Origin of the sequence: Stenotrophomonas forensis (assembly GCF_028752115.1) — a bacterium.
GTDB lineage: Bacteria > Pseudomonadota > Gammaproteobacteria > Xanthomonadales > Xanthomonadaceae > Stenotrophomonas > Stenotrophomonas forensis.
This window is the reverse complement of sequence record NZ_CP082270.1, coordinates 1,635,233-1,660,488: the sequence shown is the minus strand read 5'-3', so window position 1 is coordinate 1,660,488 and position 25,256 is coordinate 1,635,233. Positions and strand designations below refer to the sequence as shown.

General features: G+C 66.1%; 23 protein-coding genes and 3 tRNA genes. 7 read left to right on the top strand and 19 right to left on the bottom strand.

The genetic code is table 11. The annotated features are described in order from the left end of the window. From K5L94_RS07750 to K5L94_RS07740, 3 genes are read right to left on the bottom strand one after another with little or no spacing between them, the layout of a single operon-like run. Nucleotides 1-2,400 carry a DNA internalization-related competence protein ComEC/Rec2 gene (locus K5L94_RS07750; protein ID WP_274512397.1) on the bottom strand — a complete coding sequence of 800 codons (2,400 nt, stop codon included), beginning with the start codon at nucleotides 2,398-2,400 and terminating at the stop codon, nucleotides 1-3. A 59-nt stretch (nucleotides 2,401-2,459) separates the two neighbouring features. After that, nucleotides 2,460-3,803, bottom strand: a complete 1,344-nt coding sequence (locus K5L94_RS07745) for a sensor histidine kinase (RefSeq protein ID WP_008267420.1) — start codon at nucleotides 3,801-3,803, stop codon at nucleotides 2,460-2,462. Nucleotide 3,804: 1 nt separating this feature from the next. After that, the gene (locus tag K5L94_RS07740) at nucleotides 3,805-4,476 is read right to left on the bottom strand and encodes a response regulator transcription factor (protein WP_274512396.1); all 672 of its coding nucleotides are present in this window, start codon (nucleotides 4,474-4,476) and stop codon (nucleotides 3,805-3,807) included. Between the two features lie 145 nt (nucleotides 4,477-4,621). On the opposite strand from K5L94_RS07740, the gene K5L94_RS07735 reads away from it, so the two are divergent. Further along, nucleotides 4,622-5,389 carry a MipA/OmpV family protein gene (locus K5L94_RS07735; RefSeq protein ID WP_133934287.1) on the top strand — a complete coding sequence of 256 codons (768 nt, stop codon included), beginning with the start codon at nucleotides 4,622-4,624 and terminating at the stop codon, nucleotides 5,387-5,389. 30 nt (nucleotides 5,390-5,419) lie between these two features. Continuing rightward, entirely contained in the window at nucleotides 5,420-5,704 is a 285-nt protein-coding gene (locus K5L94_RS07730) for a hypothetical protein (RefSeq protein WP_053449297.1), read from the top strand. 52 nt (nucleotides 5,705-5,756) lie between these two features. Here the strand turns inward: K5L94_RS07730 and K5L94_RS07725 are convergent, their stop codons facing one another. Then, nucleotides 5,757-5,897, bottom strand: a complete 141-nt coding sequence (locus K5L94_RS07725; protein WP_008268513.1) for a hypothetical protein — start codon at nucleotides 5,895-5,897, stop codon at nucleotides 5,757-5,759. A gap of 162 nt (nucleotides 5,898-6,059) precedes the next feature. On the opposite strand from K5L94_RS07725, the gene K5L94_RS07720 reads away from it, so the two are divergent. The 3 genes from K5L94_RS07720 to K5L94_RS07710 all read left to right on the top strand — a co-directional run bounded on the left by K5L94_RS07720 (nucleotide 6,060) and on the right by K5L94_RS07710 (nucleotide 7,461). Then, the gene (locus tag K5L94_RS07720) at nucleotides 6,060-6,629 is read left to right on the top strand and encodes a peroxiredoxin family protein (RefSeq protein WP_053449296.1); all 570 of its coding nucleotides are present in this window, start codon (nucleotides 6,060-6,062) and stop codon (nucleotides 6,627-6,629) included. A gap of 101 nt (nucleotides 6,630-6,730) precedes the next feature. Further along, the gene (locus K5L94_RS07715) at nucleotides 6,731-6,919 is read left to right on the top strand and encodes a hypothetical protein (RefSeq protein WP_008268658.1); all 189 of its coding nucleotides are present in this window, start codon (nucleotides 6,731-6,733) and stop codon (nucleotides 6,917-6,919) included. Between the two features lie 221 nt (nucleotides 6,920-7,140). Further along, a complete protein-coding gene (locus K5L94_RS07710) occupies nucleotides 7,141-7,461 on the top strand; it encodes a hypothetical protein (protein ID WP_053449295.1) in 321 nt (106 codons plus the stop codon). A gap of 94 nt (nucleotides 7,462-7,555) precedes the next feature. On the opposite strand, the gene K5L94_RS07705 is transcribed toward K5L94_RS07710, so the two are convergent. The 3 genes from K5L94_RS07705 to uvrB form a co-directional block, all read right to left on the bottom strand. Then, nucleotides 7,556-7,630 (bottom strand) — tRNA-Val (locus tag K5L94_RS07705). Nucleotides 7,631-7,728: 98 nt separating this feature from the next. Continuing rightward, a tRNA-Val gene (locus K5L94_RS07700) sits at nucleotides 7,729-7,803 on the bottom strand. A 105-nt stretch (nucleotides 7,804-7,908) separates the two neighbouring features. Next, on the bottom strand, nucleotides 7,909-9,933 hold the full coding sequence (gene uvrB, locus K5L94_RS07695; protein WP_006429643.1) for an excinuclease ABC subunit UvrB: 2,025 nt from the start codon (nucleotides 9,931-9,933) through the stop codon (nucleotides 7,909-7,911). A 170-nt stretch (nucleotides 9,934-10,103) separates the two neighbouring features. On the opposite strand from uvrB, the gene K5L94_RS07690 reads away from it, so the two are divergent. Beyond that, nucleotides 10,104-10,598 (top strand): GspH/FimT family protein, encoded by a 495-nt coding sequence (locus K5L94_RS07690; protein WP_053449294.1) that lies wholly within the window; start codon nucleotides 10,104-10,106, stop codon nucleotides 10,596-10,598. Nucleotides 10,599-10,646: 48 nt separating this feature from the next. On the opposite strand, the gene K5L94_RS07685 is transcribed toward K5L94_RS07690, so the two are convergent. The 11 genes from K5L94_RS07685 to grxD all read right to left on the bottom strand — a co-directional run bounded on the left by K5L94_RS07685 (nucleotide 10,647) and on the right by grxD (nucleotide 24,077). Beyond that, nucleotides 10,647-10,723 (bottom strand) — tRNA-Asn (locus tag K5L94_RS07685). Between the two features lie 79 nt (nucleotides 10,724-10,802). Continuing rightward, a complete protein-coding gene (locus tag K5L94_RS07680; RefSeq protein ID WP_053449293.1) occupies nucleotides 10,803-11,225 on the bottom strand; it encodes a type IV pilin protein in 423 nt (140 codons plus the stop codon). 38 nt (nucleotides 11,226-11,263) lie between these two features. Next, nucleotides 11,264-15,013 carry a pilus assembly protein gene (locus K5L94_RS07675; RefSeq protein ID WP_053449292.1) on the bottom strand — a complete coding sequence of 1,250 codons (3,750 nt, stop codon included), beginning with the start codon at nucleotides 15,011-15,013 and terminating at the stop codon, nucleotides 11,264-11,266. Nucleotides 15,014-15,024: 11 nt separating this feature from the next. Further along, nucleotides 15,025-15,543: a pilus assembly PilX family protein gene (locus tag K5L94_RS07670; protein WP_049456559.1), complete on the bottom strand. Its 519-nt coding sequence runs from the start codon at nucleotides 15,541-15,543 to the stop codon at nucleotides 15,025-15,027. A gap of 2 nt (nucleotides 15,544-15,545) precedes the next feature. Continuing rightward, a complete protein-coding gene (locus tag K5L94_RS07665; RefSeq protein ID WP_080374888.1) occupies nucleotides 15,546-16,706 on the bottom strand; it encodes a PilW family protein in 1,161 nt (386 codons plus the stop codon). A gap of 2 nt (nucleotides 16,707-16,708) precedes the next feature. After that, nucleotides 16,709-17,182 (bottom strand): type IV pilus modification protein PilV, encoded by a 474-nt coding sequence (pilV, locus tag K5L94_RS07660; RefSeq protein WP_053449291.1) that lies wholly within the window; start codon nucleotides 17,180-17,182, stop codon nucleotides 16,709-16,711. Continuing rightward, on the bottom strand, nucleotides 17,179-17,694 hold the full coding sequence (locus K5L94_RS07655) for a GspH/FimT family pseudopilin (RefSeq protein WP_053449290.1): 516 nt from the start codon (nucleotides 17,692-17,694) through the stop codon (nucleotides 17,179-17,181). Before K5L94_RS07655 ends, pilV begins: the two co-directional genes overlap by 4 nt. Nucleotides 17,695-17,855: 161 nt before the next feature. Beyond that, on the bottom strand, nucleotides 17,856-19,244 hold the full coding sequence (ppnN, locus tag K5L94_RS07650; RefSeq protein WP_006429576.1) for a nucleotide 5'-monophosphate nucleosidase PpnN: 1,389 nt from the start codon (nucleotides 19,242-19,244) through the stop codon (nucleotides 17,856-17,858). A gap of 252 nt (nucleotides 19,245-19,496) precedes the next feature. After that, on the bottom strand, nucleotides 19,497-22,751 hold the full coding sequence (locus tag K5L94_RS07645) for a TonB-dependent receptor (protein ID WP_053449289.1): 3,255 nt from the start codon (nucleotides 22,749-22,751) through the stop codon (nucleotides 19,497-19,499). A gap of 232 nt (nucleotides 22,752-22,983) precedes the next feature. Continuing rightward, nucleotides 22,984-23,760: an SDR family NAD(P)-dependent oxidoreductase gene (locus K5L94_RS07640; protein WP_053449288.1), complete on the bottom strand. Its 777-nt coding sequence runs from the start codon at nucleotides 23,758-23,760 to the stop codon at nucleotides 22,984-22,986. Continuing rightward, on the bottom strand, nucleotides 23,757-24,077 hold the full coding sequence (grxD, locus tag K5L94_RS07635; protein ID WP_053449287.1) for a Grx4 family monothiol glutaredoxin: 321 nt from the start codon (nucleotides 24,075-24,077) through the stop codon (nucleotides 23,757-23,759). The genes K5L94_RS07640 and grxD overlap by 4 nt, the downstream gene beginning before the upstream one ends. Nucleotides 24,078-24,198: 121 nt before the next feature. On the opposite strand from grxD, the gene K5L94_RS07630 reads away from it, so the two are divergent. Then, nucleotides 24,199-24,777, top strand: coding sequence for a superoxide dismutase (locus K5L94_RS07630; protein ID WP_053451274.1), 579 nt, complete (start codon nucleotides 24,199-24,201; stop codon nucleotides 24,775-24,777). 67 nt (nucleotides 24,778-24,844) lie between these two features. Here the strand turns inward: K5L94_RS07630 and K5L94_RS07625 are convergent, their stop codons facing one another. Next, nucleotides 24,845-25,186, bottom strand: coding sequence for a carboxymuconolactone decarboxylase family protein (locus K5L94_RS07625; RefSeq protein ID WP_006429504.1), 342 nt, complete (start codon nucleotides 25,184-25,186; stop codon nucleotides 24,845-24,847). Nucleotides 25,187-25,256: the final 70 nt, after the last annotated feature.

Genomic DNA, 25,256 nt, shown 5'->3' with positions numbered 1-25,256 from the left:
TCAACCCTCCGGCCCAACGGCCGCTTGTTCAATCGACGATAGGATAGCAGCCGACCGCGCCCGCCCAGCGGCATCCCACCAACGGGATGCGTGGACACGCTGTTCACGCAGCTGCAGCCCTTGCGCACCAAGCCATACGCGGATCGCCCCGGCGTCGGCGGTCGCCAGCACCTCGGCCCCCTGCGCCTGCCAGCGCTGGACCACCTCCGGGCGCGGGTGCCCGAAGCGGTTCTGGTGCCCGGCCGAAACCAGCGCCAGCCGCGGTGCCACCGCCGCCACCCATCCCGCGCTGGAGCTGCCGCCGCTGCCATGGTGCGGCACCAGCACCACGTCGGCCTTCAACGCGGTCGGCCAAGCCTGCAGCAGCGCCCGCTCCGCCGAACGGCCGATGTCACCGGGCAGCAGAACAACGCCGTGGCGGCTGGCGATGCGCAGCACGCAGCTGTCTTCGTTGCCGCCCTGCCGGCTGCCCGGCGCCGGGTGCAATACCTGGAAGTCGACACCGTCCCACTGCCAGCGCATTCCCTGCCGGCAGGGCCTGGCCCCGGCAATCGCGCTGCCGGGCGGTGCCAGCGCATGCAGCCCGGGCAGCTGACGCCGCAGGCTGGGCAGGCTGCCGATGTGGTCCAGATGGTCATGGCTGAGCATCACCTGCTCGGGCGGCCCCTGGCCCAGCGCGCGCAGGGCCGGGATCAGGATCCGTTCATTGCCGTCGGCGCCGGTCGGCGGCCCGACGTCATACCAGAGCGCGTGCCGCGCCGTGCGCACCAGCACCGCCGTGCCCTGGCCGACATCGTGCACCAGCAGTTCCAGCTCACCCTGCGCGGGTGCCCCGCGCGCCGGCCACAGCAGTGGCAGGCACAGCAACAGCCCCACCAGGCCACCGCCGGCCCCGCGCGGCAGCAGCCACCAGAACACCCCCAGCAACGCCGCCGGCACCGCCCAGCCCGGCGCCTCGGCCAGCCACCACATCGCCCTCGGGTGCAGCGCCAGCGGCTGCAGGGCCTGCCAGCTGACCTCGAACAACCCGGCGGCGGCACGCCATGCCCATCCTCCGGCGCCGTCGTGCAGGGCGTGAAGAGCGGTCCCCAACAGCGACATCGGCACCACCAGCAACGTCCACCACGGGATGATCGGCAGATTGACCAGCGGCCCCAACCGCGCGGTGCCACCGAACAAGGCCACGCACAGGGGCAGCAGGCCCACGCTCGCCACTCCCTGCGCCGCCAGGAAACCGCGCAGGCCACCGCCAACCCCCTCCGGCGCGGTGCGCGGCAGGCACCACAACAGCCACAGCACCCCGCCAAAGCTCAACCAGAACCCTGCTGACAGGACCGACATCGGCGCCGGCAGCACCATCACCATCGCAGCCAGCGCCAGCCCCTGCCCTGCGGCAACCGGGCGGCGTCCGGCCCGGGCCAGCGCAACCAGGCCGATCATCAGCGCCGCGCGCACGGTCGGCAGCGCGCCACCGGCCGCAACGGCATAGGCGGCCGCAGCCAGTGCGGCGCCCCACGCGGCGGCCTGCGGCCGTGGCCGGACCCGCCCCAGCGCTGGCCACAACCACCACGACACGCGGCACAACAGCGCACCGAATCCAGCCACCACGCCCACGTGGAATCCGGAAATGGCGACCAGATGGGTCAGGCCCAGCGCGCGCAGGTGCTCCCAATCGGCATCGGACACGCCACGGGTGTCGCCCAGTGCCAGCGCCTGCACGAACCGTGCAGCCGGATGCGCCACCTGCGTGGCAATCGCGGCGCTGCTGCGTTCACGCCAGGCCTGCAGGCCCCGTGCGGGCAGCCGCTCACGTGCGCTTGCCGGATCACGGACCGTGCCATTGCCGGAAATGCCCCGCTGCAAGGCATGCCGCTCGGCATCGAAGCCGCCCGGATTGATCCGTGAACGCGGCGCCCTCAGGCGCAGTGAGAGGTCCCAGTGCGCCCCGGCGCGAACCGCATGGCGCCCGCCCCCGCTGCCAGCGCTTGCAGGCCCGCGCCACGGATCGCTCCAGGTCACCTGCAGGCGCGTACCACGCAGCGACGGCAGCGCCCCGGCCTCGTCCACACGCAGTACGAAACGCGTGTAACCGGGCCCGCTGTGTGGAAGCTCGACCACGCGTCCCTGCACCCGCACATCCTGCGCCGGCGCAGCGGGAGGCATCTGCCGGTGCAGCGCCCAATGCCCGTGCAGCGTCGCCCATGCCAGCCCGAACACGGCCATCGCCCAGCCCCGGCCACGCCAGCGCGCCAGCCAGCAGGCGCCAGCGGCGACCGCCAACGGCGCGCACAGCCACAGCGGCAGCAGCACCGGCAGCTGCATGCAGGCCAGCGCGCCCAGCACCAGCCCTGCGGCACTGCCCCCGCCGAACAGGGGTGGGGCGGATCGTTCGGGAACCATCCGTGCAGCCTGCAATCGATCACGACGGCCTGCCTATCGGGCAATGCCCCGCGCGGCTGTCAGCGCCGAACGGTGCCGCGATGGAAATTGACCCGGAAGCTGGCGCCACCGCCGGCCGCTTCGCCGACACTGACCGAGCCGCCGTGGTGCTGCACGATCTCCTTCACCAGATGCAGGCCCAGCCCACTGCCACTGCCGGCCGCGCGCAGCCGGTGGAACGGCTCGAAGATCGCCTCGCGATCATTGACCGGAATGCCGGCGCCCTGGTCGCTGACTTCCAGCAGTCCGCGCTCATCCAGGCGCACGCAGATGGTGCCGCGCCCGCCACCGTGGACGATGGCGTTGTGCACCAGGTTGGCGATCACCCGCCCCAGCGCCAGGCTGTCGCCGTGGATCCACACCGGCGCGTCCGGCGCATCCACCTCGAAGCCATAGCCCGCCCCTACCACCAGCGGCGCCAGCTCGGCAGCGGCTTCGCGCACCAGCAGCGCCAGGTCCAGCCGTTGCAGCGCACCGACATTGCGGTCGAGCCGCTGCAGGTCGAGCAGATGCTCGGCCACGTTGCCGAGGCGGGCGACGTCGGTGAGCAGCTGCGACTTGAGTTCGCCCTGCGGCAGCTGTGACAGGCGCGCCTGCACCACCGCGATCGGCACGCGCAGCTCGTGTGCGGCATCGGCGAGGAACTTGTCGCGCGCCGCGTAGCCCTGCTGCACCTTGTCGATCGCATCGTTGAACGCTTCCACCAGCGGCGCAACCTCGGTCGACACCAGCTGCGCATCCAGCCGCGCGCCCGGCTGGCCGATATCCAGCTCCTTGGCCTGCTGCGCGGAACGCCGCACACCGCGCATCGCGCGGTGGATCACCGTCGGCATCACCAGCAGCGTGACCACGATCAGCGGCAGGAAGAACCACAAGCCAATCAGGCGCAACACCATCAGTGCGCCATCCAGCAGCCCGCCCTTCGGTGCGCCCCCCACCATCACCGTGATGCGTCGGCCATCCTCGTTGCGGATCATGACCCTGGCCACATCCAGGTAGGGCGGCACCAGCGAACCGAGTTCGGTGGCACCCAGCGTCGGCAACCGCGCCAGCAACGGCGCGTGGATGGCCGGAATCGTGCCGCGTTCCAGCCAGATGCCCTTGTCATCGACCGCCGCGAACCAGAGATTGCCTCCCGCATCCGCGTCCAGCCTGCGCCAGCGCGCTTCATCCAGCACCAACCGGCCGCCCTCACTGTGCACGGCCTTGGCCACCGCCTCGGCCATGAACATGTCCATGCCCCAGGAGTCCTTGTCACCCCAGGTCAGGATCAACGCAACCACCGCGAACAGCACGGTGAATGCCTGCGCGAGGAACAGGCGCCAGGCCAGGCCGAGCGTGATGGAACGGATCGGACGCGCCATCTCAGGCCTCCGCCAGCAGGTAGCCGACGCCCCGGATCACGTGGATCTCCACGCCCGCCCCGGCCTGCTGAAGCGCCTTGCGCAGCTTGGAAATGTGCGCATCGAGCGCATTGGACTGGATCTCATCGTCAAAGCCGTATACCGCCGCTTCCAGCGCACTGCGGGTGACCGTGCGCCCCTGCCGCATTGCCAGCGCCTGCAGCACCAGCACCTGCCGGCGCGGCAGCGCCAACGGTTGGCCTTCCACCTGTGCCTGCAGCGATTCGAAGTCGAACTCGAGCCGTCCCAGCCGCAGGCTCGGTGTCACCATCGCGGAAGGCCGCCGCGACACCGCGCGGATGCGCGCCATCAGCTCCTCGATCGCCACCGGCTTGACCAGGTAATCATCGGCACCGACGTCCAGCCCTTCGACCTTGTCCGACAACGTGCCCTTGGCCGTCAGCATGATCACCGCCAAGTTCGGGCGCAGTGCGCGCGCGGTAGCGACAAAACCGGCGCCGTCGCCATCGGGAAGCTGGCGGTCCAGCAACATCAGCTGGTGCACCGGTTCGCGCAGCGCGATGGCCGCCTCGGCGAGGCTGCCGACCACATCGGCCACCACGCCCTGCCGCTCCAGGCCCGATTGCAGGGCACGGGACAGGTCAGGATCGTCTTCGACCAGAAGGATGCGCATCAGGGACTCGGCTGCCGGAAACGGTGCCGATCATAGTGCCTGGCGCCTGCTTTGGGCGTCATTGCGTGCCGATTGCCCAGGCGCAATGTTCTGACAATGTTGGGCCCGCACCATGCACAGCCATCCCCCGCAAAGTGGCTGATCGATGCCGTCGCTGTCCCCGACCCTGCTGCGCCCCCTGCTGTTCTCCGCTGCCATCGGCCTGCCGTTGATCACGCATGCCGCCGACCGCAGCCCGGGCGTGCAGGCTGGCATCACCGCGGGTGCGACGTCCGGCGCGTATGCGCACTACGACGTCAAGCCGCTGGTCGTACCGGCGATTTCCTGGCAGGGCCAGCGCTTCTTCGCCAGCCCCGGCTCGCTGGGCATGTACCTGTACAAAGGCCAGGGCCTGCGGCTGTCGGCGGCACTCACGCCCTACACGCTGCGCTTCAAGACCGACGACGTGAATGATCCGCAGCTGCGCCGCCTGCACAGCCGGCAGATGTCGGCCATGGCAGGAATCAACGGTGAATACAGCGCCGACTGGGGCATTGTCGAGGCCGGTGTGATGCGTGAGATCACCGGGCATGGCGGTGGCTTCGAATCGCGCCTGCATTACAGCTATCCGATCCAGGCCGGCCGCTTCACCTGGGTGCCACGGGTGGGCGTGGTGCACTCCAGCGCACGCCTGCTGGACTACTACTACGGCATCAGCGACGAGGAAGCACTGCGCTCGGGCCTGGCGGCCTACCGCCCGGGCAGCACGACATCGCCGAGCCTGCAGATCGCGGTCAGCACGCCGCTGGGCACCCAGTGGCGTGCAACAGGCGTGGTCGCCAACCAGTGGTTCGGCGATGCGGTGAAGGACAGCCCGATGGCACGACGTGGTACACAGACGTCGGCCTTCGTTTCCCTGATGCGCTCGTTCTGATCGAGCGCCTGCTACGGACAAGGACCCCCCATGGCCTCCGTCTCCCCTGCTGCTGAAGCGCACGCGATCCTGCGTGCTCCCGATCTGGAAAGCGCCGAGCGCGCCTACCTGGGCCTGATGCCCGACCTGGAACACGTCAACGCGTTGGCGCGGCGCGCCCTGGGACTTTCGCGCGTAGCCGATGCAGCGCGCGGCTACGCGCTGTCGATGACCCTGGTCGGGCTGCGCCTGCAGGAGCTGGAGATGGGTGAGGCCATCGCGAAGGAACAGCGCCAGGCGACCCTGCGCAGCCTGCGCCAGGCCTTCGACGCCTGAGCGCAGGGTAGCAACGGCGCATGCAGCCGGTGCTGCAGCGCCGCGCAAGGACTCAGCGGAAGGTGGTCCAGGCCAGGACCGCAGCCAGCAGGGCCACCCAGACCACCGCCTTGAACGTGCCCTCCAGCATGTTGCCGCCGAACAGCAGTTCAAGCACTGGATTGGGCCGGGACACCGGGACATGATCGCTCATCGGGAAATCCTTCTGGTAATGAGGGGAAGGCAGGCGCGCATGCCTGCGCGGGTGCCACTCTAGTACAGGCGCGGCTCCCGTGCGCGCGTGGCGAACATCGACTTAACATCCCGTGCGCCAGTTCCGGTATGTTCGAGCCAACGCTGCGTTCAAGGATGATCGATGATCAAGCGCGTCCTGTTCCCCGTTGTGGCCCTGTTGCTGTCTGCGCTGATCGTCGCGCTGGGATGGCAGAACCGCCAACTGCGGCAGATCAACCAACAGATGGCCTCGCAGCTGCAGGAGATGCGGCTTGAAGCGCACGGCCTGGCACGCGGCAGCGTTCCCGCCCCGCTTGCGCTGAAGACCACGCAGCAGGCCCGTGTGCAGCTGGGCGGCCCGCGCACTGCGCCGCAGATCCTCTACTTCTTTTCCACGACCTGCCGCTACTGCCTGGCCTCGATGCCGCATGTGCGGAAGATCGCCGCTGCACGCGGTGCCAGCGAACTGATCGGCGTGGGACTTCCTCCCTACGATGAACTGGCCGACTACGCCGACACGCACGATCTGCGCTTCCCGGTCGCCATCGACAGCGAAGGCGATGCATCGAAGCGCTATCGCGCAACGGTCACCCCGATGCTGATCGTGCTGGGCAGCGATGGGGGCGTGGCCTACAAGCATGTGGGCCAGCTTGATGAGCAGGTCGTACAGGCCGCCATGACGTCGTTGGCGCCGGACCTTGCCCTGCCCTGACCTGGCACGCGCCAGCCCCTCATCACTACATCACGCGCCACCACTGGCACTCACGTGCCTTCGGCAACTGCAACACCACAACGCCCACCAAGGAGATACACATGATCGGAAAGAAAGTCCTTTCGTCCGTCGCCGGTATCGTCGTTGTCGCGGCCATGGCCTTCGGCGCCGCCCAGGCCTTCGCCGTCGCGCCCAAGACCGGCTACGCGCCGGGCTGCGAACCGCACCCGAGCTGTCCGTTCGGCAATTCCGGCAAGCCGGGCCAGGTGCTGTGCTGTGATCCGTTGTAATCCCATCCGTTCCGAAGCCCGGGTTTACTGACCGGTTGCCACCGCCGCGACGCTGTTCCGGCTCCGCGGCGGTGGCAGGGCCACGGGGTATTGGCCACCCCGCCCCGGATTCATCCTCCCCGGACCCACTTGACGCACGCTTTACCGGCTTTCGTCGCATACCGGTTTCACCGCACAGGAGGCAGTGCCACGCTGGACTCCCTTCTCCGGAGCACCGTGCCATGCCGATGCTTGCCCTGCTGCTGTTGTGCGCTGGCTTGTTCGGCCGCGATGCCGATGCCGGGGATGTCTCCCTGCGCCGCCAGATCCTGCAGGCCGATGCCGAGCACGCGGGCGCTCCGGCGGCACGGGATCCGGCCACCCTGCAGCTGTACCGGCTGCGCCAGGACCGCGTACTGCGTGTTGGCTACCAGCCTGTGGCCGCAGACGGCCAGCAGCAACGGTCCAGGTCGGCGCGCTACGCGCAGGTCTGGGAACGCGTCGAGGGCCACTGGAAGCTGCAGCGCATGATCAGCATCGACGAATGGGTCGCGCAGCGCTGATGCGCGGCGAGGCTGCCAGCACAAACGAAAAAAGCCGGCCCAAGGCCGGCTTTCATCGTGATCCACCGCTGCACCGGCCATGCCGGGAGCCAGGTGGTGGGCGGTACAGGGTTCGAACCTGTGACCCCTACCATGTCAAGGTAGTGCTCTACCGCTGAGCTAACCGCCCATCTTGTTCTTGCCGCCCGAAAGCTGGCCTTGCTACGTAAAAACCCGGCGCCAGGGCCGGGCTTTGCAGTTCACGACAGCCCCTTTTCAGGGACTTCGTGGTGGGCGGTACAGGGTTCGAACCTGTGACCCCTACCATGTCAAGGTAGTGCTCTACCGCTGAGCTAACCGCCCGTTTTGCTTCTGCATTTCCGCGATTGCGTCGGTGCAGGCCGCGTATATTACGGATGCCAGCCGTGAAGCGCAACACTTTTGTGAAGATGCGGCTGCCTGCCGTGTTCAGCCCAGGCTGGCTTCCTTCAGCTGCCGGATCTGGTCGCGCACGCGTGCCGCATCCTCGAACTCCAGGTCCTTGGCATGCTGGTACATCTGCTGCTCCAGCGCCTTGAGCCGGGTGGCCAGCTGGGCCGGGCTGAGCGACCGGTAGTCGGCCCCTTCCTCTGCCACGCCTGCCCGGCTCTTGCCCTTGCCCTTCTTGGCTTCTTTCTCCGCTGCATCGGACCGGGCGCCTTCCAGCACGTCGACGATCGGCCGTGCCACCGAGCGCGGCACGATGCCGTGTTCCTCGTTGTACTCGACCTGCTTGGCGCGGCGGCGGTCGGTCTCGTCGATCGCCGCCTGCATCGAACGGGTGATCTTGTCGGCATAGAGGATCGCCTTGCCGCGCACGTTGCGCGCCGCGCGGCCGATGGTCTGGATCAACGAACCCGTCGAGCGCAGGAAGCCCTCCTTGTCGGCATCCAGGATCGCCACCAGCGACACCTCGGGCATGTCCAGGCCTTCGCGCAGCAGGTTGATGCCGACCAGCACGTCGAACTTGCCCAGGCGCAGGTCGCGGATGATCTCCACGCGCTCGACCGTGTCCACGTCCGAATGCAGGTAGCGCACGCGGATGCCATGCTCGGTGAGGTATTCGGTGAGGTTCTCCGCCATGCGCTTGGTCAGCGTGGTGACCAGCACGCGGTCGCCGGCCTTGATGCGCTCGTTGGCCTCGCTCATCAGGTCATCGACCTGGGTACCGACCGGGCGGATTTCCACCACCGGGTCGATCAAGCCGGTCGGGCGCACCACCAGCTCGGTGATCTCGTCACCGGCTTCACGATACTCATAGGGACCGGGCGTAGCCGACACGTAGATCGCACGTGGGCAGCGCTCTTCCCACTCCTCGAAGCGCAGCGGGCGATTGTCCAGCGCAGAGGGCAGTCGGAAGCCGAATTCGACCAGGGTCTCCTTGCGCGAGCGATCGCCCTTGAACATCGCGCCGATCTGCGGAATGGTCACGTGCGATTCGTCGATCACCAATAGTGCGTCGGGCGGCAGGTAGTCGAACAGGGTCGGCGGCGGCTCGCCGGCATTCTTGCCGGTGAGGTGGCGCGAGTAGTTCTCGATGCCGTTGCAGAAGCCGACCTCGGCCATCATTTCGATGTCGAACTGGGTGCGCTGGGCCAGGCGCTGCGCCTCGACCAGCTTGTTCTCCGCGTACAGCTGCTCCAGCCGCTCCTTCAACTCGACCTTGATGGTGTCCACCGCCGCCAGCACACGCTCGCGGGTGGTCGCGTAGTGGGTCTTCGGGTACACGGTGAAGCGCTGCATGTTGCGCAGCGTCTCGCCGGTGAGCGGGTCGAACAACGTGATTTTCTCGACCTCACCATCGAACAGCTCCAGGCGCAGTGCCTCGCTGTCCGACTCGGCCGGGAACACATCGATCACTTCGCCGCGCACGCGGAACGTACCGCGCTGCAGTTCGTACTCGTTGCGCGTGTACTGCAGCTGGGTCAGGTGATTGATCAGGTCGCGCTGGTCGATGCGCTCGCCCTTGGACAGGATCAGGCGCAGCGACAGGTAATCCTCGGGGGCACCCAGGCCATAGATCGCCGATACGGTCGCCACCACGATCGCATCTGGGCGCGACAGCAGGGTCTTGGTCGCGGCCAGGCGCATCTGCTCGATGTGCTCGTTGATCGAACTGTCCTTCTCGATGAAGGTGTCCGACGACGGCACATAGGCTTCCGGCTGGTAGTAATCGTAGTAGCTGACGAAGTACTCCACCGCGTTGTGCGGGAAGAACGCCTTGAACTCGCCATACAGCTGCGCCGCCAGCGTCTTGTTCGGCGCCATGATCAGCGTCGGCTTCTGCACGTTCTGGATGACGTTGGCGATGGTGTAGGTCTTGCCCGAGCCGGTGACGCCCAGCAGGGTCTGCTTGGCGATGCCCGCTTCGAAGTTGCTGGTCAGCTTCGCGATGGCATCGGGCTGGTCGCCCGCCGGCGAGTACGGCGAGACGAGTTCAAAACGGTCGCTCATGGTGTTGCCAGTTCCCGGGAAAGGTGAGTATACGGGGCCAGGAGTGACGGCCGGCTGAGGGGTTTCCGGGCAGCCGAGCGCGGCGCTACCTGATGGTGCAGTCCCTGCGAGGCAGCGAGGCTGGATGCATGCGCCTCCCTCCTGCTTCCAGCCCCGACACACAGCACGGCATGCATCTGCTCGAACTACTGGTGGTGGTGGCGGTCCTTGCCGTCCTGCTGGCAGCCGGCTGGCCCGCCCTGCAGGAACTGATGCTGCATCAACGTGCGGAATCCACCCGCCTCGGCCTGCAGTCCGGCCTGGCCACCGCGCGCTACCAGGCCATCATGCGCAGTGCGCTGATCGGCCTGTGCGCAAGCCCCGATGGGCACCACTGCGGCGACGATTGGAGCCAGGGCTGGATCGTGTACAGGACCGACGGGCGACGACAGCCCCCCTCCTCCGTCGACTCCATCCTGCTGCACCAGTCCGGCCTCTCCAGCGTCAGGATCAGCGCCGCCAGCAGCAGCGGCCGGCCACAGATCTACTTCCAGCCGGATGGCCGCAGTCCCGGAGCGAACCTGACGCTGCGCATCTGCGCGGACGACCGGGAGCATGCCCGCGTCATCGTCAGCAACAGCGGCAGAATCCGCTCGACCCGCAGCCAGGACGGTCCGCCCTGCTGACAACAAAAAAGGCCTGCGGATAACCGCAAGCCTTTGATGCGTAATGCTTGGCGCCCGAAGTTGGACTCGAACCAACGACCCCCTGATTAACAGTCAAGTGCTCTAACCGGCTGAGCTATTCGGGCGGGGAGGCGCATTGTAATCACCTCGAACCGAGAGTGCAACACTCTTTCACGCAGCCCTGCAGGCAGCTTCCCGCTCGCGTTACCAGCAGTCGGACAGTGTTGCCTGCGACGTCTTCACGTTGGCCTGATTGAGCGTCAGGTCGCCACATTTGTCCTTGGTCTGCGCATTGGCCGCTGCTGCCGTGAACGTGAACGTCGACTGCCCGGTCTCCATGGACAGGGTGTAGGCCGCGGTGCCGCCCTCGCGTGGCGAGTTGATGGAATCAGCTCCGCCGGGGAAGGTGAAGCCCACATAGGTGTTGTTGATGGTGTGGTAGCGCTCGGCCAGCTGCGCGTACTCCACCAGATCGGCCTTGGCCTGCGCGCGCCGCGACTTGAGAACATGCGCGCTGTAGTTCGGATAGGCGATCGCAGCAAGGATCGCCACGACCGCCACCACGATCATCAGTTCGATCAGGCTGAAACCGCGGGCCACGCGGCCCGCCATCCACGGTGTACGCATTGCGGTGGCTCCTGGTGCCTGCAAAGAAGGAACGTCGATCACTGGATCTGCCTCCACGACTGGCGACCGCAGGGGTACGGCAGGTACATCGGCTCCGCGCCAGCCACCGAAATCTGCATCATGCAGGCATCGCCCGGGGGTTTCGGCGGCGGACTGCCAGGCTTGCCCGGGTCCGGCGGCGCCAGCCGTGGCACCACCGAAGTGGTGACATCCCGCACCGGCGCGTTGCCGCCCGTACTCAAGGGCACGCCAGCCGTGCCTGCGCCGGGCGACGCGCCATCAGGAGCACCAAAGCGCACCTGTGACATCGCCGCCTCGCCACTGCTGGCCTGCAGGCCGAACACCCAGTTCGCACCATCCACCGAACAGCCCTGGGACTCTGAAGGAATGTAGGTCGGCATGAACACCACACCCGAAACAATGCGCGGATTACCCACCGCACGCTCCTTGCCTGACAGCGTCACAGTCCAGCCACGGCTCTGCGCCGGAACAGTCCCTGGCGAAAGGGTGCGCATGCCATTGTCGAACTGTGCCGTGAACGGACGCAGGTTGGCTGAGGTCAGCGTCGTTCCGGGCTGCCCGACTTCGGTGTCGTTGATGCCATACAGCGCCTGCACCGCCGCGTCGTTCTCATCGCCGTAGTAGGAGAAGCTGCCGGTGCCGAAGATCAGCATCACACCACCGGAGGCCCCCGTGGTCACCGTCATGCCACCGGTAATCGGCTGGCGGTAGGTCCGCTGGTCGCTGCGATCGACGTGGGTATCGGTGGTGAACAGCGGCGCCGTCGGTGCTGCATCGTCGCGCAGGTCGAATTTCCAGATCGCACCCCGCTTGTCAGCAGCGTAGACGGTATCGGCCAGGCCGTCGCGCACCCGGTCGTTCTGGCTCGTCCCACCCCAGCGATCGACCACGACGATATTGCCCAGGCCATTGTTGCCGGCAGGCAGGTTCTGACCCGACTCGACCGCCTCGATCATGCGGATGGTCGGCGTGCTGCTGGCCAGCATGTCGACAACGAACAACACGGCCTTGCCACTCCTGCTTTCATAGCCGTTGCCAAATATCGCGCGGAAGCCCACAGAACCGTCGGCGTTCTTCATCGGCACGATCACCGGCTTGCCCAGCACGTGGCCGATGTTGGCGCGCACCTCTTCATCCAGTGCGGCGTTGAGGTCGCTGATCTCCCACAGCAGGGAGCCGGCACCGCCGAACTGGGCAGGATCGGACACATCCAGCGCGAACACACTGCGCCCGCCAGCTCCGGCCGTGCCTACCAGCGAGGTCGTCCAGCCGTTGCTGCCATAGGTATCGCTGACCGTTACCGGGCCATCGACGTAGTAGCGATGCTGGAAGCGCTGGACGTTCTGGTTGGTGGGGTCGTTGGGCAGCAGCAGGTTGCCCATGTGGCCCAGCGACGTGGATGGAATGTACGCAAACAGCTCCTTGCCACCTTCACCGTCCATCTCCCCGTCGGCCCCCATGCCGCCATCGAAGGCGTGCAGCATGCCGTCGTTGGCAGCGGCATAGACCATATACCTGTGGTCATTGCGCTTGGTGACCATGTAGTCGGCATAACTGGTGCCCATCGAGCCTGGCAGGCGGCGGAAACCGTAGTCATCCAGCGGCGAGCTCAGGGCCGGGGTGGAGGTGATGATGTCGCCCAGCACCGTACTGCGGTCGCGCAGCTTGCCGCCGTTGCGCTTCTCATGGCTGACATCTCCGCGCAGGTATGCCACTGCCGTTGTCGAGTCCGTAGCCAGCCCTTCCAGTTCCGAAGCGCTGCAGATCAGGATGCCCGGATACATCACACCCGACTTGTCGCACAGATTGGCCAGACTGACATTGCCACCGGAGAAGTCCACCAGCGCACCATCGCGCCAGAAGCGAATGCGGCGCGATGCGGCCGCCGGCATCTGCGCGGCCGCTTCCCACGCTTCTTCAGAAACGATCGCGCGGGTGGTCGCATCAACCTTCAGCTTGAAGGCATGCAGCTTTCCATACCAGTCCGTGCCGTTGTTGGTTGCCTCGTAGAATGGCTCCACCGACAGCGAGCCCACGCCTATGCGCGCACCGGTCAACGAACGTGAACCGGACGGCGTTGCGCCCTGGGCGACGTTGCTGATGATACGGCGCATGGCAGCAGTGATATCGCCTGGACGCGTGGCATTGACCATTTCGCCGTGGCTGTCATACACCGCGTTCCACAGCTCGTCGACTGCCTCCGGCTTGAGGTTCTGCGTTGTGGTCGGGAAATTGGGTTTTGTCACGTAGGGGTCAGGACTCAGGACCCAGGGCCGCTCCGGGTCCGGCAGGTACTTGACGCCGAACTCCTTGCCCTGCGTACCCAGCGTCACACCGTAGAAATTCATGTGCAGCTGCTTGTTGCAGTCCAGTGAAGCGTCCGGACTGGAACCCTTGCACTCTGCAGGAACCGGCACCGAACCGTTATCAAGCGAAGGAACCAGAGGGCCCTTGTAGTACGGTGCCACCAGATCCTTCATCAATGTCGTGTTTCCATCTTCATTGATGTAACCATCGGTGAACAGCATGCCCGCATTCTTCTGGCAGGCCAGAAGCACAGGAGCCCCTTCATCCGTGCGCTGGAACTGCTGGCCCAGGTAGTCGGCGGCAGAACGATTGGGCGTACTGTCGTCGGCCCGCATTTCACGGGTGATTTCGCTGAGCAGCTTCGCCCTTTGCGACTCGGTCGTCATGTCGAACATGGTCACTGGACGTCGACCATTGATGCGGAACCAGCCCACTCGCAGATTGGTAGTGTCATACAGCGCATTGGTGGCCGCGCCGATCAACGCCTCGCGGCGAGTCCGGTACAGGCTGAACCAGTTTGCGAAGCTCTGCATGGCATTGTCGTACTTCGCTTGGTTATTGCCGAAGTTCGCAAGCTTGATCTCGTACTTGTACAGCGTCCCCGGCCGGCCACCCGGCGAACTGGCAATAGCTACCGGTGTGGCGGTATAGCCGTAATCCGCAGGAAGCGTAGCGGGATTCTCAAGGAAGAACGTCGCCGGGTAGAAAGCCACAGCAGCGTCGCAGCTTGAGCTGTTGATGGAAGTCTCACGGGTGACTCTGTCAAACGTTCCCTCCCCCTGCACAGCTCCACCGCTCAAGCTGCACCGGCCGCGCTCGATACGGGTGCCTACCGGCAGTTTCATCCCGGAACGGAAGCGGAATCGCCAGCTTCCCGAATCCCTGCCGCCAGTCTGCATGCTGGTCAACAGCGAGTCCGCCGTCAGATTCAGCGCACCACCGATCTTGGCGGGCGCGCCGGCCGGCCGGGGATCGAGAGGAGCACTGGCCGCTTTGATCTCCAGGTAATTGGAGGTTGCCGGTGCAGACAGTCCCGTCTTCCAGCCTGGGTAGCTCTCACGGGGATCGTAATAGGATGAATTGACATCTGGCGAACGCGCGAATCCAAAGTTATCCAACGGCGGGATAGCCACATTGCTATCCCGCCCATAACTCGGAAACACATACAGGTAACGCTGCCCCGAACCATCGAATCCGTTGGCTATTCCCTTGTTGTAGAAGCTGCTGCCATCCCAGCGATAAGCACCGTCGCGCGTATTGTTCAGCGTTTCCCACAGCATCGAACCGGAATCGTCCAGCGCCATCAGGAACGCTGGCGGCGTCTGCACCTGGATGTTCAGCGGCGCCTGCGCCAGCGTGCCCTGGGCCTGGGCGGCCATCAGGCTGTAGATGAAATAGCCTCCCCCCAGCGCCAGTGCGGCGCCGCCTGCGGCCATGAAGCGGAATTTGCGCGAAGCCATGGCCTGCGTCCTCAGAGTTTGAATACGGTGTCGATCACCACCGACGACGAGCTCGCATCGGCATCGTCGGTAGCGAACCCGGTGATCTGGTAGATCGGTGTGGTGTCATCCAGCGGTCGGCCCATGTCCAGCGACGATTCGCCGACCACGCAGCTGTCGATCTGCCGCACGTTGACGGCCGGCGACGTCTCGTCGCGCCGGTCCTCCGCCCAGCTGGCCGGATCGAAACCGTCATCGCAGACACGCGATACATCCCCTGCCTGCAGCAGGCTGCCCTCGCTCACGCTTTCGCGATTGGTGATCTGTTCCACCGAACGCTCGGCCGCCCGCACCACGCCTTCCGAATTCTGGAAAGCGCGGTTGGCCGCCCGGTAGTTGGCCGCCATCTTTTCCTGCATGCCGGCCACCTGCATGCCGGCAATTCCGAGCAGCGCCAGCAGGATGAGCATCACCAGGGCCACATACAGCACCGCACCACGCTGCTGGGCGGGAGCGACGACAGGCCGGAAGGAGCGCGGGAAAGGAGTCATGGTCAGTTTCCGAACAGGCGATTGCGCAGCGCAATCGACACTTCATAGCTGGAGCGGTAATGACCATCGGACTTGTCGCCGTTGGCAAAGCCCACGCCGAGCACGGACAGCGCATTGGCCGAGCGGGTCGAGGACGACGGCGACGGACTGCGTGCCAGCAGCCCCACCTGCACCTGCCCCACGCGCAGCCATTGCGCGGCACCCGCGGCATCGGCATCAGTGCTGACGCCATCGGCCGCAGCGAACTGCGTGATGTTGCCGGCCGGCGGCGTGTCCAGGCTGATGTTGGCGGTGTTGTCCAGGCCGTACATCAACTGCAGGCTTTCGATGCCTTCCACCAGTTCTTCGTTGATCGAGTAGGCGCCATCACTGTCGGCACGCGCGCGGCGCAGGCCCGGCTGCTTCGTCTCCGGATTGATGCCCACGTAATAGACCATCGACTCGGCGCGATACAGCATCGTCTGCCCGGTGGGCTGCGCGGCATAGCGCGACAGGTCGAGCGAGGCGGCGGTGACCCGTGCGGCGCTCAACGTGCCCGCGAACACATCCGCGTGGCCGCAGTCGGCGATGCCGAACAGGGTCGGATCACCCACGCCACCGCCAGTCAGGCGGGCGACGCGGGTGCTGTCCATGTCCAGCAGCGCGTTGCCGCCGTCCGTGGAAATGGCAGTGACCGGCACGCCTTCCGGCGCGAAGAAGCGCAGGACGAGCACGTCGCTGCCGCCGGCGGGTACCGGGATGAGCCCTTCGATCGCGGTAGGCAGGCCGGTCGGAGCCGACCAGTCCGCGCCCAGCGTCAGGCTCCCGCCCGGCGTCGTCTCGGGCGCATCGAAGCCCTGGATGGACACGCTGAAATCCAGCGGACTGCCGTCGCCCGAGGTTGCCCCCAGGTGTGACACCGGGTCGCCCTGGTTCTTCACCACATGGGCCTGGTCGTTGACGCAGCCCATGTGTCCGGCCATGCGGATGTCGCGCTCCAGGAAATCCAGCGCGAAACGCGCGTTCTCCTGCACGCGGGAGGCGCCCTCGGACAGGCGGGAGGCCGTCTGCGAGGCGATGAACACCTGGACCACGCCCAGCATCAGCACGAGGCTGATCACCAGCGCGACCATCAGCTCAACCAGCGACAGGCCGGCCATCGCGGCACGACGGTTCATGGCCATGCTCACAGCTCCGTATCCAGGGCGAAGGTGGTGGCCTTGTCCGGATCGTCCGGATCCCAGCGCTGGTCGCCCCAGCTGACGGCCACCCTCACGTTGCCGCCGTTGTAGGTGACTTCCGCGCCGGCGTCATCACCCAGCGCCTTCACCACCTGGCACTGCCAGCGCGCGACCTTGGCGGAAATGGCGACGTCGCCGGTATCGGCACTGCACGCCTTCTCGGCGGTCTTGCTGCCTGCGGCAAACGACGCGGTGGTATACCACGCCGCCTGATAGCGGTTGCTGCGCATCTGCTCGGTCAGGTCATAGGCAAGATTGGTGGCCTGGGTACGGTAGTTGGCGCTCTGCACGAAGCGGACGTTCATGGTCTGCAGCAGCGCGAAACCCAGCAGGCCGAATGCCAGCACGATGATGGCGATCAGCACTTCCAGCAGGGTGAAGCCCCCTGCCTGCCGCGCGCGGACGGAACGGGATTTCATGGGCAGGCTTCCTTGGTGCTGCGGATCTGCCCGGAGGCGTTCACCGTCAATGTGCGCTTGTGCAGCGCGTCCTTGCTGCAGACATCCGGCTCCAGCAGGATCTGCTGATCGGCGCTGGCCCTGCGGCGCCCACGGCCATCGAAGGCGATCACCTCCGACGGCCCGCTGACCGTCAGCTTCGGGCTTCCATTGACGAAGCGCAGGACGGTCTCACCCGACGACATCTCGCCATCACCGTTGGTATCGGCGAAGGCCAGCATGCCGCCAGACCAGCTGCCGTCGCAGCTGGCGCCATCGCTGCTGCCGCACACGCCGCCGCCGCGGTTGCTGCGGATCGCCTCGCTGCGGGCCAGGCTGAGCAGGCCCAGGATTTCATTGTTGCCCGAGGTCACCCGGCTGGAACGCAGGGTGCCCTGGAAGCTCGGAAACGCGATCGCGGCCAGGATCGCCACCACGGCGATGGTGACCATCAGCTCGATCAACGTGAAGCCGCTTTCCCGGCGCAAAGACATTGGACGCTCCCCAGCGTGTTGATGGCCACGATGGGCCATCGCCCTGCCACCGGCAAGCGGCGGCAGGATGAACGGTCAATCCGGGACGACGGGCGTCAAAGGCTTGACGACCCGCCCTCTCCTGTCCGGCCCGGCGCGAGCCCCATCGCGCCGGCGCAGGCTCAGGCCAGCACCTGGTAGCAGGGCTGGTATTCGCCGGAGATCTTCATCCGGCGCTGTTCGACGAAGGCGCGCAGCAGCGCGTCCAGGGCCTGCATCATGTCGGTGTCGCCGTGGATCTGGAACGGCCCGAACTGCTCGATGCGGCGCATGCCGTCTTCCTTCACGTTGCCGGCCACGATGCCCGAGAACGCCCGGCGCAGGTCGGCCGCCAGCGCGTGCGGCGCACGCCCGTGGTGCAGGTCCAGCGCGGCCATCGCCTCGTGGGTCGGCACGAACGGCTGCTGGTACTCCCACGGAATCTCGATCGACCAGTTGAAGAAGAACGAATCCTTCTGCGCCAGGCGGTGTTCGCGCACGCGCTTGATGCCGTTGGCCATCTTCTTCGCCACCGCCACCGGGTCACCGATGATGATCTCGTAGCGCTCGGCGGCTTCATCGCCCAGGGTCAGGCGGATGAAGCGGTCGATCTGCTCGAAGTACGGCGCGGCCACGGTCGGGCCGGTCAGGATCAGCGGGAACGGCAGATCCTTGTTCTCCTCGCGCAGCAGGATGCCGAGCAGGTACAGGATCTCCTCGGCGGTACCGACGCCACCGGCGAACACGATGATGCCGTGGCCGATGCGGACGAAGGCCTCAAGGCGCTTCTCGATGTCCGGCATGATCACCAGGTGGTTGACGATCGGGTTCGGCGACTCGGCGGCGATGATGCCCGGCTCGGTCAGGCCGATGTAACGCGTCACGGTACGGCGCTGCTTGGCGTGGGCGATGGTGGCGCCCTTCATCGGGCCCTTCATCGCGCCCGGGCCGCAGCCGGTGCAGATGTCCAGGCCGCGCAGGCCCAACTCGTAGCCCACCTGTTTGGTGTACAGGTATTCGTCGCGCGAGATCGAGTGGCCGCCCCAGCACACCACCAGGTTCGGATCACCCGGGTTGAGGATGCGGGCGTTGCGCAGCAGGCCGAACACCGCATTGGTGATGCCTTCGGACGACTCCAGCTCGGCCGCATAGGCCGGGCCCATCTCGATGGCCATGTAGGCCAGGTCACGCACCACCGCGAACAGCAGTTCGGCAACGCCGCGGATGATCTCGCCATCGACGAAGGCCATCGCCGGCGCGTTGACCAGGTCGATGCGCACGCCGCGATCCTGCTGCGCCACCTGGATGTCGAAATCGGGATACAGATCGCGCGCCGCACGCGGATCGTCAGAGGCACTGCCGCTGGTCAGCACGGCCAGCGCGCAGCGGCGCAGCAGCTCGTGCATGCCGCCGGCGGAGGCATCGCGCAGGCGCGCCACTTCGGCCCGCGACAGCACATCCAGCCCACCGCGCGGGTAGATCCGTGCGTCCTGCACCGGCAGCGCGCGGGCTGCTTTTTCGTTCGTGGTCATATCCAATTTTTCGCTTCCTTCAAGGTTTCCGACTGTACTGCCGCCCCCTTAAAAAGCAAAACGGCCGGGAAACCCGACCGTTGGATATGTGCTGCCCGTGATCACCTGCCTGGGACCGCTTCGGCGGCATTGGCGCCGCGCACATTTCTGGATGCTACGCCCATGCAGAGCCGCCTGCAAGGACTTTCGCCTGAACGGAAAACGGCCGGGTTTCCCCGGCCGTTTCCACTTACATCTTCAGGCTCTGACGGATCAGAACTTGTACTTCAGGGTCAGCTGCATCGACCAACGCGACACGCCGGTGTTGCCCTTGTCGTTGTTGTTTTCCTGGATGGTCGGGGTATCGGTGCTGCCGGTGAAGTTGTAGATGTACTTGCCGGTGGCCGGATCGATACCTGCGTAGCTGGCCACGCGGGCGGTCGAGTTGAAGCCGTAATCTTCGATGCGGCCCCACTTCTTGTTGAGCAGGTTGCCGACATTCATGATGTCCAGCGCCAGCTCACCCTTGTGCTCCTTCACGAAGCCCGGGAATTCCTGGGCGATGTGCAGGTCGAAGCTGTTGACCCACTTGGTGCGGAAGGCGTTGGCCGGGGCGATCTGGCCCTGGTACTTCGCCAGCTGCGGGTTGGCAGCCAGCCAGTCGAAGAAGGCCTTCTCCATCGTCGCGCCGCCGGTGAACTTGACGTCGCCCGGGCCGTTCGGCACGTAGAACAGGTCGTTGAAGTAGCCGGCGCCGGTGGTGGCAGCGGCGTCGCCGTTCATGTCGTTGTAGTAGATGTAGCTGAACGGACGACCCGAACGACCTTCGTAGAACAGGCCCACGGTGGTGTTGTAGTTGCCGAAGAACGCCTTCTTCCAGTTGATCGAACCGGTCACGCGGTCCTTGATCGCGTAGCGCGAATCATAGGCCACGTTCTCGTTGGCGGTGCCGATCAGGGTGCTGCCCCAGTTGGAGGTGTTCTGCGAGCTGGTCAGCGGGCTGACTTCCTTCGCGGCGGTGTAGGTGTAGGCCAGCGACCAGCCCCAGTTCTCGGTCAGCGGCTTGTTCAGGCCGACGGTGAACTGGCGGCTGCTGCCCTTGTCGGTGTTGCGCATCAGCAGCACGTCGCCGATGTCATCCGGACGGTTGGCCTTGCCACCCACGGTGCCACCGCCGACGGCGGTCGCGCCTTCGCGGATCGAGCAGTTGGTGCCGGCGCACGGCACGTAGCCCTGCGGGTTCCAGTACAGCTCACGACCGTCCTGGCCGATACGGGTGTATGACGGGCCACCAGCGTTCTTGTACAGGTCCAGGCGCTCGAAGTAGATGCCGCTCTTGACCTTGGTGTACAGGAACTCAGCCGACGCGACGATGCCGTACCACGGCAGTTCGTGGTCGAAGGCAAGGTTCGACTTCCACACCGACGGCAGCTTCAGGTCCGGCGCGGCGATGTCGACGTTCTGGCGAGCACCGGCACCCGCAGCCGGGATGTACGGCGGGTTGGTGTTCGGGGTGAAAATGCCGGTCTGGTTACGAACGGTGTACTCGGTGTAGTTCAGGCCGGTGTTCTGGTAGGCACCTGCCAGCCACACGTTCGGGGCCGCGCCACCGAACAGGCCCACGCCGCCACGCAGCTGGGTCGGACGATCGCTGTCGAAGGTGTAGTTGAAGCCGAAGCGCGGCTGCACCAGCTTCTTGTCGGGCAGCTTGGTGTTGTCGTAGCCGTACAGCTCCATGATGCGCGGGTTGTACAGGCGCTGGTTGCTGAAGTCCGGCATGTCGACGCGGACGCCGCCCTGCACGGTCAGGTTGCTGTTGACCGCCCAGCTGTCCTGGATGAACAGACCGGTGTTCTTCAGGGTGTAATTGGCCGGGATGTCGTCGTAGCTGCCACCCGCGCGCGGGGCACGCACCACGTACTGGTTGACGCGGCCCGCTGCGAAATCAGCCAGGTTGTTGAACACATACGCGCCGTTGACGTTGCGGCCGTAGTAGTTCATCAGGTCGTTCTTGGAGTAGTCGAAACCGAACTTGACGGTGTGGTCGCCGATGTACCAGTTGGCGGCACCGAAGGCGCTCAGCTCCTTGCTCTCGACTGCATTGACATGCGAGTTCTGCTCGGTACCGAAGTACAGCGAGTCATTGCCGCTGGCACCGAAACCACGGACCTGGATCTGCGGCAGGCTGGACGGGGTGGTACGGACCGAGGTGTATTCCTTGTGCGAGATCTTGAACTCGGTCGAGAAGTTCTCGGACCAGTCGCTGAACAGTTCACCCATCCAGGATTCGTAGGTCTTCGGCTGCTGGTACCAGAAGGTGCTCAGCGAGATCGCGCTGTTGCTGATCTGCGGGAAGCGGACGACGTTCTGCTCGAGCTTGTTGTAACGCACCGCGGCGCGGTGGTTCTCGTTGATGTTCCAGTCGATCTTCAGCGCGTACTCTTCCACCTCGGTCTTGTTGGCCGGGGGATTGAGCGAGCCTGCGTCGAAGCCGTAACCGGTGGCGATCTGCTGCGCACGGGCGATGTCGGCATCGGTGATGGTGCCCTTGCCGTACGGCGAATCGGTCAGGCTGACGCCCGGAGCCGAGCGCTCCATCTTCTCGTAGTTGGCGAAGAAGAACAGCTTGTCCTTGACGATCGGGCCGCCGAAGGTCATGCCGTAGGTCTTCTCGTCATCGAAGCCGTTGAAGCGGACGCCGTCCAGCTCCTTGCGGACCATGTCCTTGTCGCGGTACGCGTAGTACACGGTGCCGCCGAAGTTGTTGGTACCCGACTTGGTCACCGCATTGATCACCGCACCGGTACCGCCGGCGATGGTGGTGTCATAGTTGGCGATGTCGATGTTGATTTCCTGGATCGCATCCATCGACACCGGCTGACGCTCGGTCGGCAGGTTGTTGGATTCCAGGCCGAACGGGTCGCCGGCGCCGATGCCGTCGATGCGGATGGCGTTGTAACGGGTGTTCTGGCCACCGACCGAGATCGCGCCGTCAGCCTTGCTGACCTGCGAGATGCGCGGATCCAGGCGGATGTAGTCCTGGATGTTGCGGTTCACCGACGGCAGCGACTCCAGCGTCTCGCGGTTGACGTTGGTGCCGGTGCCCATCTTGTAGGCGCTGAACAGATCGCTGCCCACGGCAGCGGCAACAACATTGACCGCGTCCAGGTTGGTGGCAGCCAGGTCACCGCCCAGGTTGGCGTTGACGGTGTTGACCTGGTTCAGGTTCAGGTAGACACCTTCTTCGGTCTTGGTGCCAGCACCCGGCTTGGTGATGGTGATGGTGTACGGACCACCCACGCGCAGGCCGCGCGCATTGTATCGACCCGACGCATCGGTGGTGGCACGCGAAACGGTGCCCGACTCGGTGTGGGTGATGGTGACTTCAGCACCGGCGACAGGCTGGCCTGCGGCGGACATCACCTGGCCGCCGACACCGGCGGAGGTGCTCTGGGCGAAGGCGGGAGCGGCGGCGAGTGCAGCCACGAGACCAAGGGTAAGCTTGGACATCCGGAGTGGGTGGGTCATTTTTCGGTAGCCTCGATGCGAGTTGGCGATGGCGGAAAAAAAGCGCATCCAAACAGCCCTGCGGGTGGCTGGTCGGAGAGTTATCTGGGGTTCCCTACCGCTTGGCTGAAGGCAGCCATAACGGTTAACACTAGATTAACACGCTACGCCATCAATGTGACGGTTGTGCGACAAACGGCACCAGATCGCAACGCAATCGTGACGGGTTCTTCACTCCGTCTTTCCCCGGGACTCACTCGCCGGGAAACGCTCCGCTGGCATCGAGAATCCGCCCCCGCCAGGCATGGCCGGCGCGGGACAACAGGGTTACCGCCGCGGCAGCCGCGGCTTCCGGGCCCTGCGCGGCCGGATCCTGGTCAACCGAGTAGGCCCGGGCACGCAGCGCCGTACGCAGCGGCCCCGGGTACAGGCCACTGACCCGCACCGGGCTGCGGCCGAGTTCGTCGTGCAGGCTGGTGATCAGGCCACGCAGGCCATGCTGGGCCACACCATAGCCGCCCCAGTAGGCTTGCCCGACCCGCTCCGGAGCGTCGACGGCGAACACCAGAGCGGCATCCTCACGTTGCCGCAGCAGCGGCAGGCAGGCCTGGGCCAACCACGCCGGGGCGGTCAGGGTGACGTGCACCGCGCGGGCGAAACTGGCCGGATCGGCCAGTTCGAACGGGGTCAATCCGGGAAAGTGTGCCGCACAGACCAGCAGGCCATCCAGCCGCCCCAGTTCGCGCTGAAGCGCCTGGGCCAGCTCGGCATAGTCGTCGGGGCCCGCCCCTTCAAGGTCCAACGGGTACAGCAGCGGTTCCGCGCCGACGGCTTGGACCTGGGCGTAGACCCGATCCAGCCGGCGCGGCTTGCGTCCCAGCAGCACCACCGTGGCGCCGGCGGCTGCAGCAGCCACCGCCGCGGCACTGCCCAGGCCACCGCCCGCACCGGCAACCAGCACCACGCGATCCTGTAACGGGCGGCCATCGCGCGCCCCGTCGGTCGGTGACGTCGATGGCCAGGCACTCATCCCTGGGTCGCCTCTTCGACGATGCGCTTGAGCTCGCCGGACTCGAACAGCTCCAGGACGATGTCGCAGCCGCCGATCAGCTCACCATTGATGAACAGCTGCGGGAAGGTCGGCAGATTGGAGAAGCGTGGAAGGTTGGCGCGGATCTCGGGCTCTTCCAGCACGTTGACGGTGCGCAGGGCGACGGCGCCGGCCGCCATCAATGCCTGTACGGCGCGGCTGGAGAAGCCGCACATCGGGTACTGCGGGGTGCCCTTCATGAACAGCACGAGCGGGTAACGATCGACCTCGGCCTGGATTTGCTGCATCACCGCCACAACCACACTCCTTGCTTCGTCGGACAAACCGACCGCGGTGGTCGGCTAGACTGCCCACGGTAGCCGCCATTGTAAGCGGATGGAACCGGCTGCCGCCGCCCCTCTGGCCACGAACCTGTCCATGCCCGTCGAATTGCCCGCCCTGCCCTACCTTTCCGGCTCCCTGCAGCCACACCTGTCCGCACAGACCCTGGAACTGCACCACGGCCGCCACCACCGCGCCTATGTCGATGCGGTCAACGCCGGCATCCTGGGCACCGAGTGGGAAGAAGCGTCACTGGAAGAGATCGTCCGCCACGCCCAGGGCAAACTGTTCGATGCCGCCGCCCAGGCCTGGAACCACGGCTTCTACTGGCAGTGCCTGCGCCCTCGCGGTGGCGGCGAGCCGCAGGGCCGGCTCGGCGAACTGGTCAAGCGCCAGTTCGGCGACGCGCAGCGCCTGCGCGAGGAATTCAACCGCACCGCGCTGGGCCTGTTCGGCTCGGGCTGGGTGTGGCTGGTGCAGCACCCGGGCGGGCAGCTGGGCATCCAGGCCACCCGCAATGCCGGCACCCCGCTGACCGGCGACAGCACCCCGCTGCTGTGCTGCGACGTCTGGGAGCACGCGTACTACACCGACTACCAGAACGACCGTGGGCGTTACCTGGATGCGTTCTGGCAGATGGTCAACTGGGAATTCGCCGAGAGCCAGCTGCGCTGAGCCGGCTGCTCGACCGCGGGGAGTGCCGGCCGCTGGCCGGCAACCCACCGGGAAGCAGAGCGTGGCATCACGCACTCTCGTGTGCGGCCACCGCGTCCATCACCCGCGCCGAATAGACCAGCGCGGCGCCGGCATTGAGCGACACGGCCACGCCCAACGCTTCGGCAATCTCCTCGCGGTTGGCGCCGTGCTTCAACGCGGCATCCACGTGCACGGTGATGCAGCCATCGCAGCGGGTCGTGACCGCCACCGCCAGCGCAATCAGCTCACGGGTCTTCGCATCAAGGTGGTTGGTCTGCGCGCCGGCGTTGGACAGGGTGGCATACCCCTTCACTGTATCCGGCGAGAGCTTGCCGATCTCGCCGATGCGGCCCTTCAGTTCCTTGCGGTAGGCATTCCAGTCAAGCATGGTCGTGACTCCTGGGAAAGGAGCCCCACGCTACCACCGGGAACGTTGCGCCGATGCCTGCACCGGCGCG

Bases quoted from the DNA above. Each gene is read 5' to 3' on its own strand.
- K5L94_RS07710 (WP_053449295.1), top strand. From the start codon at position 7,141: ATGCCGATGCTTGCCCTGCTGCTGTTGTGCGCTGGCTTGTTCGGCCGC.
- K5L94_RS07630 (WP_053451274.1), top strand. From the start codon at position 24,199: ATGCCCGTCGAATTGCCCGCCCTGCCCTACCTTTCCGGCTCCCTGCAG.
- K5L94_RS07735 (WP_133934287.1), top strand. From the start codon at position 4,622: ATGCCGTCGCTGTCCCCGACCCTGCTGCGCCCCCTGCTGTTCTCCGCT.
- pilV (WP_053449291.1), bottom strand. From the start codon at position 17,182: ATGAAATCCCGTTCCGTCCGCGCGCGGCAGGCAGGGGGCTTCACCCTG.
- K5L94_RS07625 (WP_006429504.1), bottom strand. From the start codon at position 25,186: ATGCTTGACTGGAATGCCTACCGCAAGGAACTGAAGGGCCGCATCGGC.
- K5L94_RS07670 (WP_049456559.1), bottom strand. From the start codon at position 15,543: ATGACTCCTTTCCCGCGCTCCTTCCGGCCTGTCGTCGCTCCCGCCCAG.
- K5L94_RS07655 (WP_053449290.1), bottom strand. From the start codon at position 17,694: ATGTCTTTGCGCCGGGAAAGCGGCTTCACGTTGATCGAGCTGATGGTC.
- K5L94_RS07665 (WP_080374888.1), bottom strand. From the start codon at position 16,706: ATGGCCATGAACCGTCGTGCCGCGATGGCCGGCCTGTCGCTGGTTGAG.
- K5L94_RS07730 (WP_053449297.1), top strand. From the start codon at position 5,420: ATGGCCTCCGTCTCCCCTGCTGCTGAAGCGCACGCGATCCTGCGTGCT.
- K5L94_RS07675 (WP_053449292.1), bottom strand. From the start codon at position 15,013: ATGGCTTCGCGCAAATTCCGCTTCATGGCCGCAGGCGGCGCCGCACTG.
- uvrB (WP_006429643.1), bottom strand. From the start codon at position 9,933: ATGAGCGACCGTTTTGAACTCGTCTCGCCGTACTCGCCGGCGGGCGAC.
- K5L94_RS07750 (WP_274512397.1), bottom strand. From the start codon at position 2,400: ATGGTTCCCGAACGATCCGCCCCACCCCTGTTCGGCGGGGGCAGTGCC.
- K5L94_RS07725 (WP_008268513.1), bottom strand. From the start codon at position 5,897: ATGAGCGATCATGTCCCGGTGTCCCGGCCCAATCCAGTGCTTGAACTG.
- K5L94_RS07645 (WP_053449289.1), bottom strand. From the start codon at position 22,751: ATGACCCACCCACTCCGGATGTCCAAGCTTACCCTTGGTCTCGTGGCT.
- K5L94_RS07720 (WP_053449296.1), top strand. From the start codon at position 6,060: ATGATCAAGCGCGTCCTGTTCCCCGTTGTGGCCCTGTTGCTGTCTGCG.
- K5L94_RS07715 (WP_008268658.1), top strand. From the start codon at position 6,731: ATGATCGGAAAGAAAGTCCTTTCGTCCGTCGCCGGTATCGTCGTTGTC.
- K5L94_RS07740 (WP_274512396.1), bottom strand. From the start codon at position 4,476: ATGCGCATCCTTCTGGTCGAAGACGATCCTGACCTGTCCCGTGCCCTG.
- K5L94_RS07690 (WP_053449294.1), top strand. From the start codon at position 10,104: ATGCATCTGCTCGAACTACTGGTGGTGGTGGCGGTCCTTGCCGTCCTG.
- ppnN (WP_006429576.1), bottom strand. From the start codon at position 19,244: ATGACCACGAACGAAAAAGCAGCCCGCGCGCTGCCGGTGCAGGACGCA.
- K5L94_RS07640 (WP_053449288.1), bottom strand. From the start codon at position 23,760: ATGAGTGCCTGGCCATCGACGTCACCGACCGACGGGGCGCGCGATGGC.
- K5L94_RS07680 (WP_053449293.1), bottom strand. From the start codon at position 11,225: ATGCGTACACCGTGGATGGCGGGCCGCGTGGCCCGCGGTTTCAGCCTG.
- K5L94_RS07745 (WP_008267420.1), bottom strand. From the start codon at position 3,803: ATGGCGCGTCCGATCCGTTCCATCACGCTCGGCCTGGCCTGGCGCCTG.